The 17,171-nt window shown below is 30.9% G+C and carries 15 protein-coding genes, 3 pseudogenes and 1 other annotated feature; of the genes and pseudogenes, 15 read left to right on the top strand and 3 right to left on the bottom strand.

Annotation, left to right across the window (positions count from 1 at the left end; all coding sequences use genetic code 11):
* The first annotated feature begins 137 nt into the window (after window positions 1-137).
* From AC0NJG_RS01315 to AC0NJG_RS01280, 8 genes and pseudogenes are all read left to right on the top strand, one after another.
* A complete protein-coding gene (locus AC0NJG_RS01315) occupies window positions 138-734 on the top strand; it encodes a TetR/AcrR family transcriptional regulator (RefSeq protein ID WP_087953575.1) in 597 nt (198 codons plus the stop codon).
* An 84-nt stretch (window positions 735-818) separates the two neighbouring features.
* On the top strand, window positions 819-1,640 hold the full coding sequence (locus tag AC0NJG_RS01310; protein ID WP_087953574.1) for an SDR family NAD(P)-dependent oxidoreductase: 822 nt from the start codon (window positions 819-821) through the stop codon (window positions 1,638-1,640).
* Between the two features lie 55 nt (window positions 1,641-1,695).
* Window positions 1,696-1,951 (top strand) — a binding site (T-box leader).
* A gap of 63 nt (window positions 1,952-2,014) precedes the next feature.
* Window positions 2,015-3,253: an MFS transporter gene (locus tag AC0NJG_RS01305; RefSeq protein WP_087953740.1), complete on the top strand. Its 1,239-nt coding sequence runs from the start codon at window positions 2,015-2,017 to the stop codon at window positions 3,251-3,253.
* 240 nt (window positions 3,254-3,493) lie between these two features.
* Window positions 3,494-4,087 carry a GNAT family N-acetyltransferase gene (locus tag AC0NJG_RS01300; protein WP_474062769.1) on the top strand — a complete coding sequence of 198 codons (594 nt, stop codon included), beginning with the start codon at window positions 3,494-3,496 and terminating at the stop codon, window positions 4,085-4,087.
* Window positions 4,088-4,224: 137 nt separating this feature from the next.
* Window positions 4,225-4,695: pseudogene (locus tag AC0NJG_RS01295) on the top strand (VanZ family protein).
* Window positions 4,696-4,906: 211 nt separating this feature from the next.
* Window positions 4,907-5,362 carry a CcdC protein domain-containing protein gene (locus AC0NJG_RS01290; RefSeq protein ID WP_087953572.1) on the top strand — a complete coding sequence of 152 codons (456 nt, stop codon included), beginning with the start codon at window positions 4,907-4,909 and terminating at the stop codon, window positions 5,360-5,362.
* A 79-nt stretch (window positions 5,363-5,441) separates the two neighbouring features.
* Window positions 5,442-5,948 carry a DUF3189 family protein gene (locus AC0NJG_RS01285; protein WP_014893677.1) on the top strand — a complete coding sequence of 169 codons (507 nt, stop codon included), beginning with the start codon at window positions 5,442-5,444 and terminating at the stop codon, window positions 5,946-5,948.
* A 199-nt stretch (window positions 5,949-6,147) separates the two neighbouring features.
* A complete protein-coding gene (locus AC0NJG_RS01280) occupies window positions 6,148-6,954 on the top strand; it encodes a DegV family protein (RefSeq protein WP_087953571.1) in 807 nt (268 codons plus the stop codon).
* A gap of 118 nt (window positions 6,955-7,072) precedes the next feature.
* Here AC0NJG_RS01280 and AC0NJG_RS01275 read toward each other — a convergent pair whose 3' ends face one another.
* Window positions 7,073-7,645, bottom strand: coding sequence for a DJ-1/PfpI family protein (locus tag AC0NJG_RS01275; RefSeq protein ID WP_087953570.1), 573 nt, complete (start codon window positions 7,643-7,645; stop codon window positions 7,073-7,075).
* A 590-nt stretch (window positions 7,646-8,235) separates the two neighbouring features.
* On the opposite strand from AC0NJG_RS01275, the pseudogene AC0NJG_RS01270 reads away from it, so the two are divergent.
* From AC0NJG_RS01270 to AC0NJG_RS01250, 5 genes and pseudogenes are all read left to right on the top strand, one after another.
* A pseudogene (locus AC0NJG_RS01270) lies at window positions 8,236-8,625 on the top strand (helix-turn-helix domain-containing protein).
* Window positions 8,626-8,688: 63 nt separating this feature from the next.
* Window positions 8,689-9,651 carry a helix-turn-helix transcriptional regulator gene (locus AC0NJG_RS01265; RefSeq protein WP_087953569.1) on the top strand — a complete coding sequence of 321 codons (963 nt, stop codon included), beginning with the start codon at window positions 8,689-8,691 and terminating at the stop codon, window positions 9,649-9,651.
* Between the two features lie 74 nt (window positions 9,652-9,725).
* Window positions 9,726-10,358, top strand: a pseudogene (locus AC0NJG_RS01260) (type 1 glutamine amidotransferase family protein).
* A 402-nt stretch (window positions 10,359-10,760) separates the two neighbouring features.
* Entirely contained in the window at window positions 10,761-11,984 is a 1,224-nt protein-coding gene (locus AC0NJG_RS01255; protein ID WP_474062768.1) for a methyltransferase domain-containing protein, read from the top strand.
* Between the two features lie 112 nt (window positions 11,985-12,096).
* A complete protein-coding gene (locus tag AC0NJG_RS01250; protein ID WP_474062767.1) occupies window positions 12,097-13,401 on the top strand; it encodes an MFS transporter in 1,305 nt (434 codons plus the stop codon).
* Window positions 13,402-13,441: 40 nt separating this feature from the next.
* On the opposite strand, the gene AC0NJG_RS01245 is transcribed toward AC0NJG_RS01250, so the two are convergent.
* Window positions 13,442-14,158, bottom strand: coding sequence for a hypothetical protein (locus AC0NJG_RS01245; protein WP_140168767.1), 717 nt, complete (start codon window positions 14,156-14,158; stop codon window positions 13,442-13,444).
* A gap of 496 nt (window positions 14,159-14,654) precedes the next feature.
* Between AC0NJG_RS01245 and AC0NJG_RS01240 the strand changes: the two genes are divergently transcribed.
* Both AC0NJG_RS01240 and AC0NJG_RS01235 read left to right on the top strand, forming a co-directional pair.
* The gene (locus AC0NJG_RS01240) at window positions 14,655-15,455 is read left to right on the top strand and encodes a GNAT family N-acetyltransferase (protein WP_143881163.1); all 801 of its coding nucleotides are present in this window, start codon (window positions 14,655-14,657) and stop codon (window positions 15,453-15,455) included.
* A 45-nt stretch (window positions 15,456-15,500) separates the two neighbouring features.
* Window positions 15,501-16,373 (top strand): glycerophosphodiester phosphodiesterase, encoded by an 873-nt coding sequence (locus tag AC0NJG_RS01235; RefSeq protein WP_143881164.1) that lies wholly within the window; start codon window positions 15,501-15,503, stop codon window positions 16,371-16,373.
* 289 nt (window positions 16,374-16,662) lie between these two features.
* Here AC0NJG_RS01235 and AC0NJG_RS01230 read toward each other — a convergent pair whose 3' ends face one another.
* Window positions 16,663-17,124 carry a DUF2306 domain-containing protein gene (locus AC0NJG_RS01230; RefSeq protein WP_087953562.1) on the bottom strand — a complete coding sequence of 154 codons (462 nt, stop codon included), beginning with the start codon at window positions 17,122-17,124 and terminating at the stop codon, window positions 16,663-16,665.
* Window positions 17,125-17,171 lie beyond the last annotated feature (47 nt).

The following is a 17,171-nucleotide window of genomic DNA, read 5'->3' as shown; positions in this document are numbered from 1 at the left end:
GTAATTTCACGCACCGTAATTTTTATAAAAAATAATAAATACGAAACTTAACAGTTACTAAAACAAAAAAACTTACATATATTGAAATTAGAACGATTGTTCAATTTTTTTGTATAAAACGACGGAAGGAGTCTACATTGAATAAAAGACGATACGATAGCGATTTAGCGAAAGAAATAATAGCAGAGAAGGCGACAGAATTATTTTCCTTAAAAGGATATACAAGAACTTCGATTGATAACATTGCAAAAGCCTCTGGTTATAGTAAAGGGCATATATATTATCATTATAAAAATAAAGAAGAATTATTTGTTTATTTAGCTAAAGACAGTATGAGAAACTGGCACGGTAAATGGGAAATAGCAGAAAAACAGTATACAAATGCTACTGGGAAATTATATGGAATGGCTAAATTTGTACTTTATAATTACAAAACGCCGTTATTAAGGGCGGGGCAAGAACTTGCCTCTGATCCGAGCACGAATCCCTCTACAGTTCAACAGCTTTATGGTTTAGCTGTTGTCCCTTTAAATGCATATCAAAAAATTTTAATTGAAGGTATACAAAGCGGCGAATTTAATATAAAAAACGTTGAGAATTCAAGTCTTTTATTAGGTTCATGGCTAGGTGGGTTATGCCAATTTATTCATTCCATTGAAACAGAGAAATTAGAAGCTTTATTTAATGAAGCCATTACAATTTTTTTACTCTCTATTTCAAAGAAACATGTGTAGCGTTTTAAGAGAATTAGAACGATTGTTCAAATACTTACACTCGTCCGTTTTCATTATATGTATTAACAACAGGAGGTTTTTTATATGGATGAACAAAGAGTCGCAATTATAACTGGCGGAGCTTCTGGTATCGGTAAAGCTTTAGCTCTTCAATTAGCAAATAAAGATATATTTGTAATTATCGCAGATATTAATGAAGCATGTGGTCAAGAACTTGTGCATAATATGAAAAATAATAATCAACTAGCTAGGTTCGAATATTTAGATGTTACTAATGCTGAATTCGTAGAGGATCTTATTATAAAAATAGTTAATGAGTTTGGTAGAATTGATTATATGTTTAATAATGCTGGAATTGCTATGTATGGAGAAGTATTCGATATGTCTTTGGATAATTGGAAGCATATTATTGAAATAAATTTATTAGGAGTAATCTACGGAACACAATTGGCTTACCAATTCATGAAAAAACAAGGATTTGGTTATATCATTAATACTGCGTCTGCAACCGGTTTAGGACCTGCTCCACTTTGTACGGCATACGCAACTACCAAACATGCTATCGTAGGTTTAACAACTTCATTACATTATGAGGCAGAAGAATACGGTGTAAATGTAAGTGTGCTTTGTCCAACTTTTGTAGATACACCCATATTTGAAAAATCAATTGCAATTAATATGAATAAGGATCAAATTTTAAAACAACTAAAAATTAATAAGCCGATTTCAGCAGACAAGTTTGCTGAAATTGCACTGAAAGCTATCCATAAAAATAAATTAGTAATATGTCCAATGCCGTTTAAAAAAACAATGGACGTATTTTTCATTGTATTTCCTTATCTTCATAAAAAGCTAATGCGTTTCGTATGTCGAATTAGCCGAAAAGCAAAAATGACGCAATTATAAATATCTGATTATTCCTTATTTACAGTCGGATTGAATTGTGATAATATGGAAAAAATCAAATGCAGTGAAGAGAAGAGTAAATAAAATGAATTTTTCACAGAGAGCTCCATTTAGCTGAAAAGGAGCAAAAATTCTTTATTGAACCAAGCCTCTGAGCAGTGCATCGGAACCTTTTATTAGAGGATGGTGTGACGGGAGCTCCCGTTATAGAGCTATGGTATAAGCATAAAGAATGCAGTACCTGATAAGGTTAATATGGTGACATATTAACAAACTAGGGTGGCACCGCGATGATAAATCTCGTCCCTAAGACTAAAGTCTTGGGGGTGGGATTTTTTTATTGGTTTAAAATAATTTGGAAAGCGGGGCCGAAAATGAAAAACTTACTTAACGATTGGAAATATCCTTTATTATTACTGTCCGGAGTTGGTATTGCAAATTTAGGGGCATGGATTTACTTAATAGCACTGAATGTACTTGTCTATAATATGGGTGGCTCAGCCCTAGCTGTTGCTACTTTATATGTAATTAAACCATTAGCCGCTTTATTTACAAACGCTTGGTCAGGGAGTATGATTGATCGTTTAAATAAACGGAAATTAATGATTCACCTCGATATATATCGTGCGGTATTTATCGCTATCTTACCTTTACTTCCATCACTTTGGATGGTTTATGTATTCGTATTCTTTATTAGTATGGCTAATGCAATTTACGAGCCAACTGCTATGACATATATGACTAAATTAATTCCAGTTGAGAAAAGACAACGTTTCAACTCATTGCGTAGTTTAATAGGATCTGGTGCATTTTTAATTGGTCCAGCGATAGCGGGAGTATTGTTAATAGCAAGTACACCAGAGTTTGCAATATATATAAATGCTATAGCGTTTCTCTTATCAGGAGTAATTACATTGCTATTACCTAATCTTGATAAAAAATCCGATATGCATACATCAAATGACACGTTATCTTTAACTGTACTAAAAAAAGATTGGAACATCGTTTTAAATTTTAGTAAAAAATCTTTGTATATCGTTTTTGTATACTTCTTATTTCAAGGGATGATGGTTTTAGCTACCGCAAATGATTCGCTTGAATTGTCATTTGCTAAAGAAGTTCTATTGTTAACAGATAGTGAATATGGATTTTTAGTTAGTGCCGGCGGGGCTGGAATTATTTTAGGAGCTATAACAAATACAATTTTATCTAAAAAATTAGCGCCTTCATTTTTAATTGGAATAGGATCATTATTCATTGCAATTGGTTATTTAATTTATGCTTTTTCAAATGAGTTTTTAATGGCTGCTATCGGATTTCTTATTTTATCTTTCTCTATGGCATATGCAAATACAGGATATTATACCTTTTATCAAAACAACGTTCCCGTTCACATAATGGGACGGATTGGAAGTATATATGGACTAGTAATTGCCGGCATAACCATTTTGATTACGATTCTATTCGGAGTTGCAACTCAATTTATTTCTATACAACTTGTAGTTATTGTAGGATCATTGGTAATGTTACTTATAACTATTATATTGTGTGTGTTTACTTTATTACCTTCAAAATCCAAGGTATATCATGCTGAATCAGTAGATTCTAAATAACTTTTTCTTCCATTTTTCTATTAGTATACATCACTAGAGGATTCTTCCATCTATATATTGAATAATAATTAGGTGGAAGAATCTCTTCTGTATATGACGGTGACAAATATGATTAATGCAAAGGATGTAGTCCAGAAAATTATTATATCTAGATTTAGATTGTTCAATTGATTATATGTCTAAAGCAACAAGGTAGGAGTTAAAAAATTAATAAAAATATAGAGGGAGCTTTTAGATTACATGAATATTAAGATTAGAGCATATGAAAAATCTAATGAAACCGGTTGGGTACGTTGCCGTGTGTTATCTTTTTTAGATACAGCATATTACGATAACGTATTTAGAGAGAAAGAAAAATATGAAAATCCTACAATTGAATTAGTAGCAGTATGTGAAAATCAAATTGTGGGGTTAATAGATATTGAATATGAATTAGAAGAGCGTACAGTATGTTCAAGAGGAACTGGTCTTGGCGGCATGATTTGGCATATTGCAGTTCATCCGGATTTCCGTAGAATGAAAATTGGTAATCAGCTATTAAAGGAAGCGGAGAAGTTAGCGAAAGAACTTAACCTAAATCGCCTGGAAGCATGGACTAGGGACAACCTATGGGTACATGGATGGTATGAAAAGAACGGATTTGTAAACGTAGATTCATATTTACACGTGTATTCCGACCATACAGACGAGATAAAAGGTGTAATGAAAAGTAATATAGGTCAGTTACATCCAGTTCAAACATTTGCTCATTATACAGGTGAAAATAAAGAAGAAATACGAAAACAATTTAAACGGGTTCATGATTGTTTTTGTTTTGAAAAGAATTTTAGTTAACTAGAAATCTTTTATTTTATAAATAAAGGTTTTTTATAATGAAAAATAATTCTATACAAATTAAATTAAAACTTTATATTTAAATTAATAGATATTATTATGACATTAATATGAAGGGTTGTGTTAAAAGTTTATAAATGATTAATGGTAGTATGTTTATCCTATTTGGAGTTATCGGTTATTTGATTGTACGAACTATATTAATTGGAATGAAAAAAAGGGTGTGCATTGGTGGAAAGAGCTAATTAGTTTTTTGTTCGCAATATATATTGGTATGGTTGTTGCAGTCACTTTATTCCCTATACCAATCGGCTTTCCTACTAGTAACGAACACCAAGGTCTTTCAGTCAATATTATCCCCTAAAAAAGTTAAAAAGACTATTTTATTAGGTTTAGTTATATCAATTAGCATTGAATTATTACAACTAATTGAGTCTTTATTTAGTGGATGGGGGCGTATTACTGATATTGATGATGTAATCTGTAACGTTATAGGTTGTATTGTTGGATACTTTATTTATAAAATCACTTTAATGCTAGCAAGTAAATTTAATTTTCGAGTGTTAAATAAAACTAATCCTAAAGGTATGGAGTTAACTGAAAAATAAATGGCTTAAATAGGTATATAAAAATACGAATATAGATACTAAAGATGTACGAGTAAAAAGTACGTCTTTTTATTTTTAAAAATAATGCTTCAGACTGATGAAGAATCACATTCCATATTTTACAATTTAAAGTGACTACCGCATTTTAAGTATGGAGTAAAAAGAGGTGAATATAATTTTATAGGTATACAAGTATAAAGGAGGTTACTAAATGGATATTTTACTTGTTATTCTTATTATCGTATTAATGCAAGGTAAGGAACGTAAAGTGAAAGTTAATCGCATTTGGCTCGTTCCGGCTTTGTTGTGCTTTGTAACAATCCAGTCCATTATTCATATGGGACAATTAACCATATTACAATTACTACTATTTGTTGCCATGCTCGGAATTGGATTGGTTCTTGGGGTTATTAGAGGAAAAGCGTTAACATTTCGAATAGATAGTGAAACGGGTCATGTATTACGAAAAGGAAATTGGTTAAGCACAATAATTCTTCTTATTATTTTAGGTGCGAAAATTGTAATTAAGCAAAGTATGTTTTCTGGCAGTACTCACAACACATTAATGGTTGTAACGAATGCCTTTTTATGCGTCACATTAGGCACAGTAATAAGTAGACGATATTATATTTGGAAAAAATATAATGAGCTAATACAAAAAGTGTAAATACATTTATCTCTTGTTTAACAATGCTGTGAGCGGTAATACTAAATAACATTGAACTTTCACAACAAGGGATGATCATATGATATTTATTTACACAGATTTCGGCGGAACACATTCAACTGCACTCGCTGCAGCTTATCATTTAAATAAATTGCCAACTGACCGTAAGTTAACGAAAGAAGAAATATTAAATGTAGATTACTTTAATAAATTGAAAACCGAAGATATGGGGAAAATTATTTTTCATGGAATAGATGAAAATGGTAATCCTGTATATACAATTGGGTGCGGGGCATCTAAAGTCGTTGTACCTGCGATGAAGCATTTAGGAGAGATTTTGCAAAAACATTATCAAAGTCATGAAAAGATTATTTTTTCTAATACATCACCAACAGTACCTTTACCAATGACTTTTGGCGGGCTGTTTTCTAGAAGGTTTCATATTGACTTTATTGGTGTACCATTACTTGTATGGGGTGCAAAACTTAGCTGTGATAACATACAAAGACTTGTTAGTTATACGAAAGAAGCCGGGCGATTAACAAATGATTATGTTGTGATTTTAGATAATGAAACTTTTAAATAATGTATGAGAAAAAGAAAATCGAGCAAATTTCTTGATTTTCTTTTTAATTTGTGAAAAAGACAAGAAATATTCACATTTATCATCTATCTACTATAGCCAAAACAATAAAGTCCTGTTACTATTACAGGGATATTCTCTTTTCATAACATAAATATATAGAAAAATTAGAAAAGAGGAATTGAATTAAGGGAGGAACAACATGAAGCGTGTTGCTTGGATTACTGATAGTACAACTGCGAGTTTTACAACAGAAGGAGATAACTTTGTTATCCCAATTGAAGTTATTATTGATGGTGTGTCGTATAAAGATTGTGAAGAAGGTGTGCGTGAGCACGTTTATAATGCTTTAAACGAAGGTAAAACTGTCACTACATCACAACCTAACATAGGGGAAATGGTAGAGTTATTTTCGAAATGCAAAGAAGAATATGAAGAGGGATTTGCAGTTGCTATTAGCGGAAAAGTAAGTGGAACCTATCAAAACATGAAGTTAGCTGCAGAAATGGCAGGTTTCCCATTAACAGTATTAGATAGTGAAACAACAAGTTATCCAATGGATGAACTAATTAGAAAAGCGAAATCGTTATACCATGATGGTATGACTTTACAAGATATACACCAAACATTAGTAGATGAAAAAAGAAGACCTTTCCATGTATTCCCGAAAAGTTTAAAAGGCCTTTATGCAAGTGGACGTGTAAAGGGAGTTCAATTTTTACTTGGAAGTTTATTAAGTGTCAACTTAATATTAGAAGTAAAAGGCGGAGAGCTTTTACTTGAAAAGAAAGTTCGTAAAATCCAAAAATGCCGAGAATACATTAAAAATGAACTTGAAAAGGAATTACCAAAAGTACTTCACATGTTCCATGCTAACGATAAACCTGGAGCTGAAGAATGGATTGCAGATATTAGACAAGCATTCCCTGAAATGGATTTCAAACTATATCCATTACCAATTTCATTTGCGGTACATGCAGGTGAAGGTACAATAGCAATTAGTTATTAAGAAGAAAACCCGTGAATGATTCGCGGGTTTTTTATTTGAAAATGGGGACACACCATGTCTACATTAAGCAAAAGAATTCATTTTATCGTTTCCAGGACTAACCAATCACTCGACTTAATTAAAAATATAAACCTTTTCCTACTGGCTGAACAGTTTCTAGTACGATTTCAACCATTTCTTCATTAAGCAGGGTTCTTATAATCCAAGCTGAGAGTTCTTGAGCAGCAAAACAACCCGCAGCAGTTGAAATATTTCCTTCGTTTACGAAACTTTTTTCAATAACGTCTACACCAAATTCTTTAAGTTGTTCTACTGCGGATGGATATGTAGTTGCTTTTTTTCCAGCTAGCAATTTTTTAGCTCCTAGTAGTAATGAACCAGAACACATAGATCCTATTAATTGTCTTTGAGGATCTACGTGAATGCTATTAATATATTCTTGGTTTTTATATAAATCTTGTACACCCTTGCCGCTTGCAAATATTACTGCGTCAGCAGAAGGAATATCAAATATGTTTCCTGTCATAGGAATACGTAAGCCAGACATGGATATATGAGTTTTTTCCGTTCCTAAAAGCTGGACATCCCAATCAGAAATACCGCCAACTAAACGTACACGATTTAATAAATCCCATGGTAGAAAAACATCAATATCAGTAAAGTTATCGAAACAGACTATTGCAATTTTCATTTTCTAATCCTCCACTTATGAATATCAGTTTATTTATAAAATAAGCATCTCCTTTTATGTTCTATATTAAGTTATAAATCCCTGTATATTACACGCATATGAAGGAGGTGTAGTGATTTTTTAACTCCTCTAAACATAGAAAGACACAAAATCTTTTTCTTGGTTTCTATCAATTTTTTGTACAAAACCAAGGTCTGTAGCAATAACTCGTAAGGTATTTCCTTGAGAATCTTTAAAAGTCTCAAAGAAATAGGTGTAATTCATAACACATACAAATAGAAATAAAAACGTCATTCTTTCTTATAAATTCACAGATAGAAACATGTTTTCGTTTGTAGTGGGCATTGTTTCATTAGCTTACTAATCTATATATAAATTGTCGGCAATCAATAAATCATATGATTTTTATAATTTCCGTAAAATAATTTTGACGTATTTATTTTTTCAATATAAAATAATATTCATTCATCCAAATTTAACCAATAGCATATAAAAGATATATCTTTTTATATGCATAGGTATGTTTCTTTTTAGTTTTAAGGGGCAAAGGTTAATATGAAAGTAAAGAAACTAGTCACGCTTGCAATACCATTTATGCAATTATACGTGTCAGTTCAAGTAACCAGAATTCTTTAAGGCAATTTTAACAACTGAAAGAAATCAAAATGGATATTATTTTTTGAGAAAAAGCTTCCAGAGCAACAAAAGGTCGTGAGCAACTTCAAAAAATGTTAGAGGATATACACGGAATTAACTCAGATTAATCGTAGTACACAAGATTTATTTGAATTAATCGATAACATACGGAGTAAAAAGGAAATTTTAAAGGTCGGTTAAAGAAGTACCATAAAAATCATGCAGGAATGAATTATGTGGTAAAGCTCTATAAAGAGGGAGATAGGACTGCAAATCAAATTTGTGAAATTACAAATGTGTCTAGATCCTCATTATATGGAAAGTTATCGGAAAGGAACAGTTGATGAGTTATACCAAAAATCAAAAATATATAATAGAAAATAAGTTTCATATAGAGGGGGAATTATATGCCTAAAATTGACAATATGTTAGCAATTCTATGGATGCTTCGTTCAGGTGAAAAAATTACTGCAAAACAAATTTCAGAAAAGTTAGAGATTAACATAAGGACTGTGTATCGTTATATTGATACAATTTCAACAAGTGGCGTACCTATAATTTCAGAACCAGGACATAACGGTGGATACTCTTTATTGAACAATTTTATTGAAGCTCCTCTTTTTTTTGATTTTGAGGAGCAAACTTCACTATTTCACGCAGCTGTTTTTGCGGAAGAAGCTGGATATTATGGAGGTGAAGCATTAGATAGGGCCATTTCAAAACTAAGTAAATACTCAAATCAAGAGCAGGAAACAAAGATAAACCAACATTTAACTAGTCTTGAAGTAATAAGTCGATTAAGCGCACTCTCTATAGAAACTTTTTTGAAGGAGTTGGAGCAGGCCGTAGCTGACGGGTACTCAGTAAAAATTCTTTACCATAAAAGTGGCGAAAAGCAATTAAATTATAGATTGGTCGATCCATACAGAATTATCTATTGGAATAATAAGTGGTATGTGATTGGATTTTGTCACCTTAGGGAGGATATCCGTAGTTTTAGAGTAGATCGAATTGAAAGTCTAATGCTAACCGAAAATAAGTTTAACCAGCCAGAAAATTTTTCAGCACGGGACTTTTTTATAAAAAGTCTTCTTCCACCTATAGAAGATAAGGAAAGTATTATTTCTTTGGTTATCAATGGGGATAAAAGTGTATTGGCTGATATTTGCCAACATTGGTTTTTAGGACATTATTTACAAGAACGGACTTCAAATCAAGCAGTTTTTCTTCTTGAAAAAGATCTAATACATAAATATGTACCTTATTTACTTTTACCGTACAATAAATCTATTAAAGTTATTGAGCCAATAAGTCTTAAGAATAGACTAATTGAAGTTCTGTCGGAATTAATAAAATTTCATCAAGTATGATAACTTCCCTGACGTTAACTGTCAGGGAAGTTATATTATAATAGCTATATAAATTGTGATTGGAGTGTTATTGGATGCAAATAAAAAAAGCTTTTCTATATGTATTTAATACAATGTCAGACTGGGAATATGGATATTTAATTGCTGAACTAAACTAAGGAAGATATTTCAAAAAAGATATACCACCTTTAAAAGTAATTACAGTAGGAGCTAATAAAGAAATGATTACTACTATGGGAGGATTGAGCATAAAACCAGATATTTCCCTTGATGAATGTACTTTTGAGAGTAAAGATCTTTTAATTTTACCAGGAGGGACTACTTGGAGTGAAGAAATTCATAAACCTATTTTAGAAAAAATTGGACACTCTTTAAAGCTTGGCACTATTGTTGCTGCAATTTGTGGTGCAACTGATGCCCTCGCGAATATGGGATACTTGGATACTAGAAAGCATACAAGTAATAACTTAGAATATACTAAAATGGTATGTCCTAACTATAAAGGAGAAAAGTTCTATGAGTTGGGATCTGCGGTATCTGATGCAAATTTAGTTACTGCATCAGGAATAGCTCCTCTGGAATTTGCTATGGAGGTACTGAAAAAAATAGATGTATTTACACCAGATGCATTACATTCATGGTATAATCTAAATAAGACTCATAAACCTGAATACTTCTTCCAGTTAATGAATTCCATAAATAAATGAAATAACTAAAAAGCTCAACTTCTCTGTAAATCAAAATAGAGAAATTGAGCTTTTTAATTTAGAATTCCTTTATCGTTGTAAATCGGCATTTTTCTGACGCTACCCCTATGTAACCTTCTACATTAACCCTACTCCAATAGTTCAATAAAGTAATGCTATAATGTCCATTTATAGGTACATTTCATTAAGTAGAATATAATAAATCGATTGAGGTTTAATAATTTTGATACTGATAATTTGACATACATAAAACCAAAAGTTGCATGTTATATTATTAGGTATAACAATATATAAATAATACCATTTGTTCATCCCGCAAATAATGTTGATAAAAAAGGGAAAGGATTTTTAAAGATAAAAATAGAAATCTATATAAAAAAATATTTAAATGGTAGGGATATTATGAAAATCGGTAAGTTTGGAGAAGTAAATAACATAAGTATTGATACAATTAGACATTATATGGATCTCAGTCTCATTATTCCTGAAAAAAAAGGGGGGCACTATTTTTTTGATGAGTATTGTCAAAAAGATTTAGAACTTATATTACATTACAAAGACCTAGGATTTAGTTTGAATGAAATTAAAGAACTATTTTTTTATAAAAATTTAGCGAAATCTATGAATTACGAAAAAGATATTTTCTACCAATCTTTATTTAAATTGAAATATAACAAGATGGAACAGGAAATAGAACTTTTGAAGAAGAAACGGGACAAATTAAAGGGAGTGTTACATGACTTATTATTAACAAACGAAACTTCCAATACAGTGATAGGGCTAGAATTAAGTGTACTACATTTACTTACATGTTATAAGTGTAGCAAAAAACTAATTCTTCAAGATGGAATAATTACTAACAATCAAATTACAGAGGGGAAGTTAATTTGTAATTGTGGTAAAGAATACAATATTATTTCAGGAATTATAACTGTTGGTAAATCATTTAAAGCAAATGAACGAACGTCACTTGAAGATACTATTTCGGATTATATTCATGAAACGGATACTGCTTTTTTAGAGAATATACAAAAAGGTGGAGAATGGGCGAAAAAGAAACTAATGCAGCTAGATTTAAATAATAAGATACTACTTGATTTAGGATCCGGCCTCGGATTCTTTTTACGGAATAGTTATGAAGAACTACCGGAAGATTGTTTATATATTTCTGTTGATCGAGATTTGAATAAACTTTTATTTTTAAAAGATGTAATTGAAAAAAGAAATCCTAAAAGAAACATTTTATTTATCTGTGCTGATTTTTTAAACATACCTATTCAAAAAGATTCTGTTGATATTGTAATTGATCAGTCTGGTACAAGTAATTATAGTTTTGAACATGAGGCTTTTTTATTACACGAATTAAATTCGCTTTTTAAACACGATTGTTATTTATTAAGCTCATTTATTTTATTTAATAAATTTAGTGTAAATAGCCAAATTACAACTAGGTTTCGAGAGAATTTTAAACTTTCAAAAGTAATGAAAGAAATTCATAATCTAAGGTTTCAATCCATTGATGAACGAACGTCAAATTATTTGGAACGGGGCGGAAAATACGAGGATTTCTTTGTTCAAGGAGAAGAAATTTATACATATTCATTTTTCGGAAAAAGATGGGGTTAACCCCATCTTTTATTTATTTTCCCTTCAAACTTTTCAAATCGTACATATTGCGATTGGGTTGACCCGAGAACTTACAATGTACGTAACACAAAATTAGGCAGGGGGAAAAGTTATGGCAAGTTTACGATTACATTTAGAAAATAAAAAAAGAAACCAAGAACTAAAAAATATTTGTCTATATTCAATTGCAAAAACAGTATCACTATTCGGTAGCTCTATTTATAATTTCGCATTAGGATTATATGTTTTGCAAATAACTGGATCTGCTTTAAATTTCGCGATTACGCTCATATTAGGGACAATTCCAATGATTGTTATGAATCCATTTGCCGGTGTAATTGCTGATAAGGTTGATAAAAAGAAACTGGTTGTTTGTATGGATTTACTAAGTGGCAGCATATTAATAGCTGTTTATATATTAAGCAGCCATTATGGGTTAAACTTATTCATTATTTATACTACAACCTTTCTTATGACAGTATTTACAACCTTTTTTGGAATAGGATTAGAAGCTGCAAAACCCAATATCGTCTCTAAAGAAAGGCTTATGAGTATTAATTCTATAAGTAAAATTATCGATTCTGTATCTTTAATTCTTGGCCCTATGTTAGGTGGCATCGTTTTTTCAGTATTTGATATTCAAACTTTTATAATTATAAACGGTATTTCATTTATTCTTTCGGGGATAGCATTACTATTTATTCATTTTAAACTGTTCGAGTGTAATATAAATGAGGAAAATTCAAAAAGAAGAGTTAATTTTATTAAAGATATAAAAGAGGGGTTTTCTTACTTACTTGAAAAGAAAAACTTAAAGAATACGTTTCATATTTTACTTTCGTTTAATTTCTTCTTAGGCTTTGCTGTAACTATTCCATTGCCATACATTATTAATACAGTTCTCAATCTTAGTTCTAAACAATTTGGTATGATTCAAGGGACTTTTCCAGTAGGGATGATAATTGGTGCAATTGTAGTAAAAAAAATAACTGATCGTTTTTCTTACTCCTATCTTTTGAAAAAGCTAAGTTCTATGTTGTCAGTTATTATGATTATTTCAGGGATTCCAGTTTTATTCAAAAGCTTTGAAGTGAATGATTTTGTATTCGTTATTACGTATTGCGTTATTATGTTCTTTTTAGGGCTAATGATAGCATTAATCGATATCCCTTTAATTTATTTCGTGCAAAATGAGATTCCTGATCAATATAGAGGAAGAGTTCTTAGTATTGGATTAAGTATAGGTAAAATGATGCAGCCGATAGCGCTGGTATTATCAGGTCTATTATTAAATCATATTCCAGCCTACACGATTCCAATTGGAGGAGGCATCGTATTTCTTATTTTGAATAAAATTTATTCAAATAAGTTGAATTTAGAAATTCATTCAAAAGGGTATAGTGTTGAACGTAATTAAATAATATTGAAAAAGCGCTGGATCATCATCCTGCGCTTTCCTATCGTAATTCAGCTGTTTTTCTAATAACAATCTTATCAATATCATCTTCTTCATCACCAATAAATAACCCGCGTTCTTTTAAATAGGCCTCAAAATATAAATCTGCTTCTGCACGTTCATCATATGGTTTTACAGATAGAACGAAACCTAATTTGTTTTGTTCCTCTAAATGAGAAGTAGAGATGTAGGCCGGTACATTGTGGCGTAAAAAGAGTTCTTTAACCGGAATAATCATATCTTTCATTAATTTCGTTAACATACCCATTTCAAACTCGAAATTAAAGCGATCTATACTACATAAATCAGCGAATACTACACCGATAAAACCTGTATTAAATACTTCTTGATATTCTACGTCTTCATCATGATTTCCGTAAAAATTCTTTTCGATTAAATAATTTACGAAATAAGCAACACCGTCACTTTGTTCAAATGGTTTCGTTGAAAGAACAAAGCCGATTTTCTTTTGTTTATGTAAATACACACATGACATGTATGCTGAAATTTTATGTTCTTTAAATAGAGAACTTGTTGCCCCAGAAAGACCATCAAGTACGTGATGAACAATTTGAAGTTTTTTACGAGCGAAATAATAGGATTTCTTTTGTAACTCCAATGTATCAATAAAGACAGAGCCGATAAAGCCTGTATTTGAAATGATAGGTGTTTGCTTTTTTCTTCCTCTGCGCTTTGCTTGAGCCATTGTAAAAATCATCCCTTCATGTACAATTAAAATAAAAAAGAACGTTTGTTCGTATATTTATATTTTACTATTAAAACGCTATAAAGTAAAGGGTTTTTGACGAAAAAAACAACAAAAAAGACACCTGTAAAAGGTGTCTTAAACGCTGTAGGGAAGAGGGTTCATCCATACAATTTATATTATGATACAGAAACAATCTCTTCTGTATCTTCTACATCTAAATGACAGTCCATAGTACGAACATCTTGATCTTCATGACTTCCGAAATAAATAGTAATTTTCATATGTATCGCTCCTTTATTCTAGGAATACCTAAAATAATTACTAGTAATGTTAATATTTATTATATACCACTTTTTTCATTCCGACAACGTTATATCGTTTTTTATTCTTTTAGGGCGCAAAGAGTGATGTAAAGAGATATTTTTATAGAAATAGGTACATTTCTTATATGTTATATTTAATACTGAAGTATTCGAATACAAATTTTATGAAAGGAGCAAAATGAATGAATTTTAAACAGTTACTAATTGATAATTTTACATATAAAACTTCATATATTGCGCAGCAGGCACAGGGAATGAATGTGAAAGAAACGAAGGATTACATTGCTGTCGACTGTGGTTTGCCTGCAGATACATTTAATATTATTACTTTACTAAACAATAATGTAACAGAAGGTATCGAGAAATTATATAAGGAGGTAGCATACTTTAATCAAAAGAAATATCCAATGAGTGTTTGGTTTTGGGATGAGAAGCTAGAGGGTAATATAAAGAATGAATTAATAAAGCTTGGATTAAAAGAAGCAGAACAAAATATCTCGATGGTAGCAAACTTACATACAATACTTCCAACAATAAACTTGCCAGAAGGTTTTACGATACAAAAAGCATCTTCGTCAGGACAAATTAAAAAGTTTGGAGAAGCGTTAGCTAGTCTATTTGGTACATCCGAGGAAGGTATACATGTACAAGCATTCTACAATCAAACTGCTTCTTTCCATTTATGGAATAGTGAAAATATGAAACTGTACTTAGGGTTTTATAAAGATGAAGTCGTATCGGTTGGTTCATTAGTATGTACACAAGATAGTATTGGTATTTATGATATAGCAACGAAAGAAAGAATGAGAGGAAAAGGATTTGGCTCTACTATGTTTAATTACCTGCTGCAAGAAGCAAAGGAATTAAACGTTGCTCAATGCGTATTACAAGCTTCACCTGATGGGATTAATATTTATAAAAAAGCTGGTTTTCAATCTGTTGGACAAATGACTGTATTTGAAAATCGACATTTATTTGAATAAATTATCCAAGCCAAATTGCTTTCATGTAGGAGTCAATACATCATTATGAAAAAGATATATATCGTTACAATCATTTTCGCCTTTATAGTAATAGGTACTTTTGTTTATCATAAAGTAAATGAACGTAAGTACACGAAAGCTATTAATCAATCAAATCACATAAAAAATATTGCACATAGAGGCGCCTCTGCGTATGCGCCGGAACATACAATACCAGCTTATACATTAGGACAACAATTAAAAGCAGATTATATAGAAACTGATCTTCAAATGACAAAAGATGGACATTTAGTAGCTATGCATGATGAAACAGTAAATCGTACTACAAACGGTACGGGGCTAGTTAAGGAACATACATTAGAAGAATTAAAGCAATTAAAGGCAAGTTCTTTTTTTAATGAAAAACATCCAACTTTAGCAAAGAAAGAATATGAAAATGCTAAAGTTCCAACACTCGAAGAAGTAATTGAAGTGTTTGGGCATGACGCGAACTATTATATTGAAACAAAATCACCTGATGAATATCCAGGAATGGAAGAAAAGTTATTAGAAATTATCAATCACTATGAAATACAGGATAAAGTTATTATTCAATCATTTAGTGAAGAAAGTCTGCAAAAAATTCATAATTTGAATGTTAATATCCCCCTGGTGCAATTACTATCCTATAAAAAGGCAGTTCAATTAACTGAACCAGAGATAAAAAAGTATAAAACATACTGCATTGGTCTTGGGATGAACTATAAATATATTGATTCAGCTTATGTAAAGAGAATAAAAAAACACGGATTAGAAGTTCATCCATTTACTGTAGATAATGAACAAGATATGAAAAAGTTACTTTTATGGGGCGTTGATGGAATGTTTACGAATTATCCGGATCGATTACATTCAGTTTTGAAGTTAAAAAACTCATGAATTAAAAGTAGAATTCTTAAAGGAATAATATAAGAGGTTATTAAAAAACGATGCAAGGATCCACTGTTATTCAATAATAGTTCGTCATCCAGATGATAACATCATTAAATATACAAAGCCGATATTGAAATGAAATCCAAAAAAGAATCCAAGACTTATATTGGATTCTTTTTATTTAGCTCTAAATGACTAACTTAAAGCAATACGACCTTCAATTTATAAATAAAATATTACATTGAGTATGATTTTTCATAATAATAATTAGAAAGTAACGAAAATGTAATGAATTTTAACTACGCTTTTTATATTTTTTTGATACACTGGCTACGAGAGGAATACCGATTAATGTAGGTAAAAACCAAAACCATATAGGCGGCAATAAATTAATTATGGGGATATGAATACCTACGTTTACTAATAGTGCAGTAACGGCACCAATATAAGAGCCTAACATACCTCTAATATGGTGGTGAAGCCAATTTTTCCAACGCTTTTTTCGTGCAAGGTAGCCATAAATCGCAAATGAATAAGAGAAAATTGCTACATAAAATAAATATGCGATTTTATCCCAGTTTATAATGGATAATATAATTGCAGTGAGGGTAATGACAACATAGGATGCATGATATATTTCGCCCCATTCCGTATGTTTTCCTTTCTTCTTTTGAGCAACCATTGCTACAATACCAGTGATTAAACATATTGTCCCAAATAATATGTGGATGGTTAAAAGAACGTTGAAGATACTCATAATAATTCCTCCTTTTTTTATTTTTATAGTATTGCAGTATAGGAGAA

The organism is Bacillus sp. SSR7 (assembly GCF_055902415.1).
The sequence above is the reverse complement of the archived record's forward strand: the minus strand, read 5'-3'. Positions and strand labels throughout refer to the sequence as shown.

Bases quoted from the DNA above. Each gene is read 5' to 3' on its own strand.
- AC0NJG_RS01235 (WP_143881164.1), top strand. From the start codon at position 15,501: ATGAAAAAGATATATATCGTTACAATCATTTTCGCCTTTATAGTAATA.
- AC0NJG_RS01255 (WP_474062768.1), top strand. From the start codon at position 10,761: ATGAAAATCGGTAAGTTTGGAGAAGTAAATAACATAAGTATTGATACA.
- AC0NJG_RS01245 (WP_140168767.1), bottom strand. From the start codon at position 14,158: ATGATTTTTACAATGGCTCAAGCAAAGCGCAGAGGAAGAAAAAAGCAA.
- AC0NJG_RS01275 (WP_087953570.1), bottom strand. From the start codon at position 7,645: ATGAAAATTGCAATAGTCTGTTTCGATAACTTTACTGATATTGATGTT.
- AC0NJG_RS01240 (WP_143881163.1), top strand. From the start codon at position 14,655: ATGAATTTTAAACAGTTACTAATTGATAATTTTACATATAAAACTTCA.
- AC0NJG_RS01310 (WP_087953574.1), top strand. From the start codon at position 819: ATGGATGAACAAAGAGTCGCAATTATAACTGGCGGAGCTTCTGGTATC.
- AC0NJG_RS01290 (WP_087953572.1), top strand. From the start codon at position 4,907: ATGGATATTTTACTTGTTATTCTTATTATCGTATTAATGCAAGGTAAG.
- AC0NJG_RS01285 (WP_014893677.1), top strand. From the start codon at position 5,442: ATGATATTTATTTACACAGATTTCGGCGGAACACATTCAACTGCACTC.
- AC0NJG_RS01250 (WP_474062767.1), top strand. From the start codon at position 12,097: ATGGCAAGTTTACGATTACATTTAGAAAATAAAAAAAGAAACCAAGAA.
- AC0NJG_RS01230 (WP_087953562.1), bottom strand. From the start codon at position 17,124: ATGAGTATCTTCAACGTTCTTTTAACCATCCACATATTATTTGGGACA.
- AC0NJG_RS01300 (WP_474062769.1), top strand. From the start codon at position 3,494: ATGAATATTAAGATTAGAGCATATGAAAAATCTAATGAAACCGGTTGG.
- AC0NJG_RS01305 (WP_087953740.1), top strand. From the start codon at position 2,015: ATGAAAAACTTACTTAACGATTGGAAATATCCTTTATTATTACTGTCC.
- AC0NJG_RS01265 (WP_087953569.1), top strand. From the start codon at position 8,689: ATGCCTAAAATTGACAATATGTTAGCAATTCTATGGATGCTTCGTTCA.
- AC0NJG_RS01280 (WP_087953571.1), top strand. From the start codon at position 6,148: ATGAAGCGTGTTGCTTGGATTACTGATAGTACAACTGCGAGTTTTACA.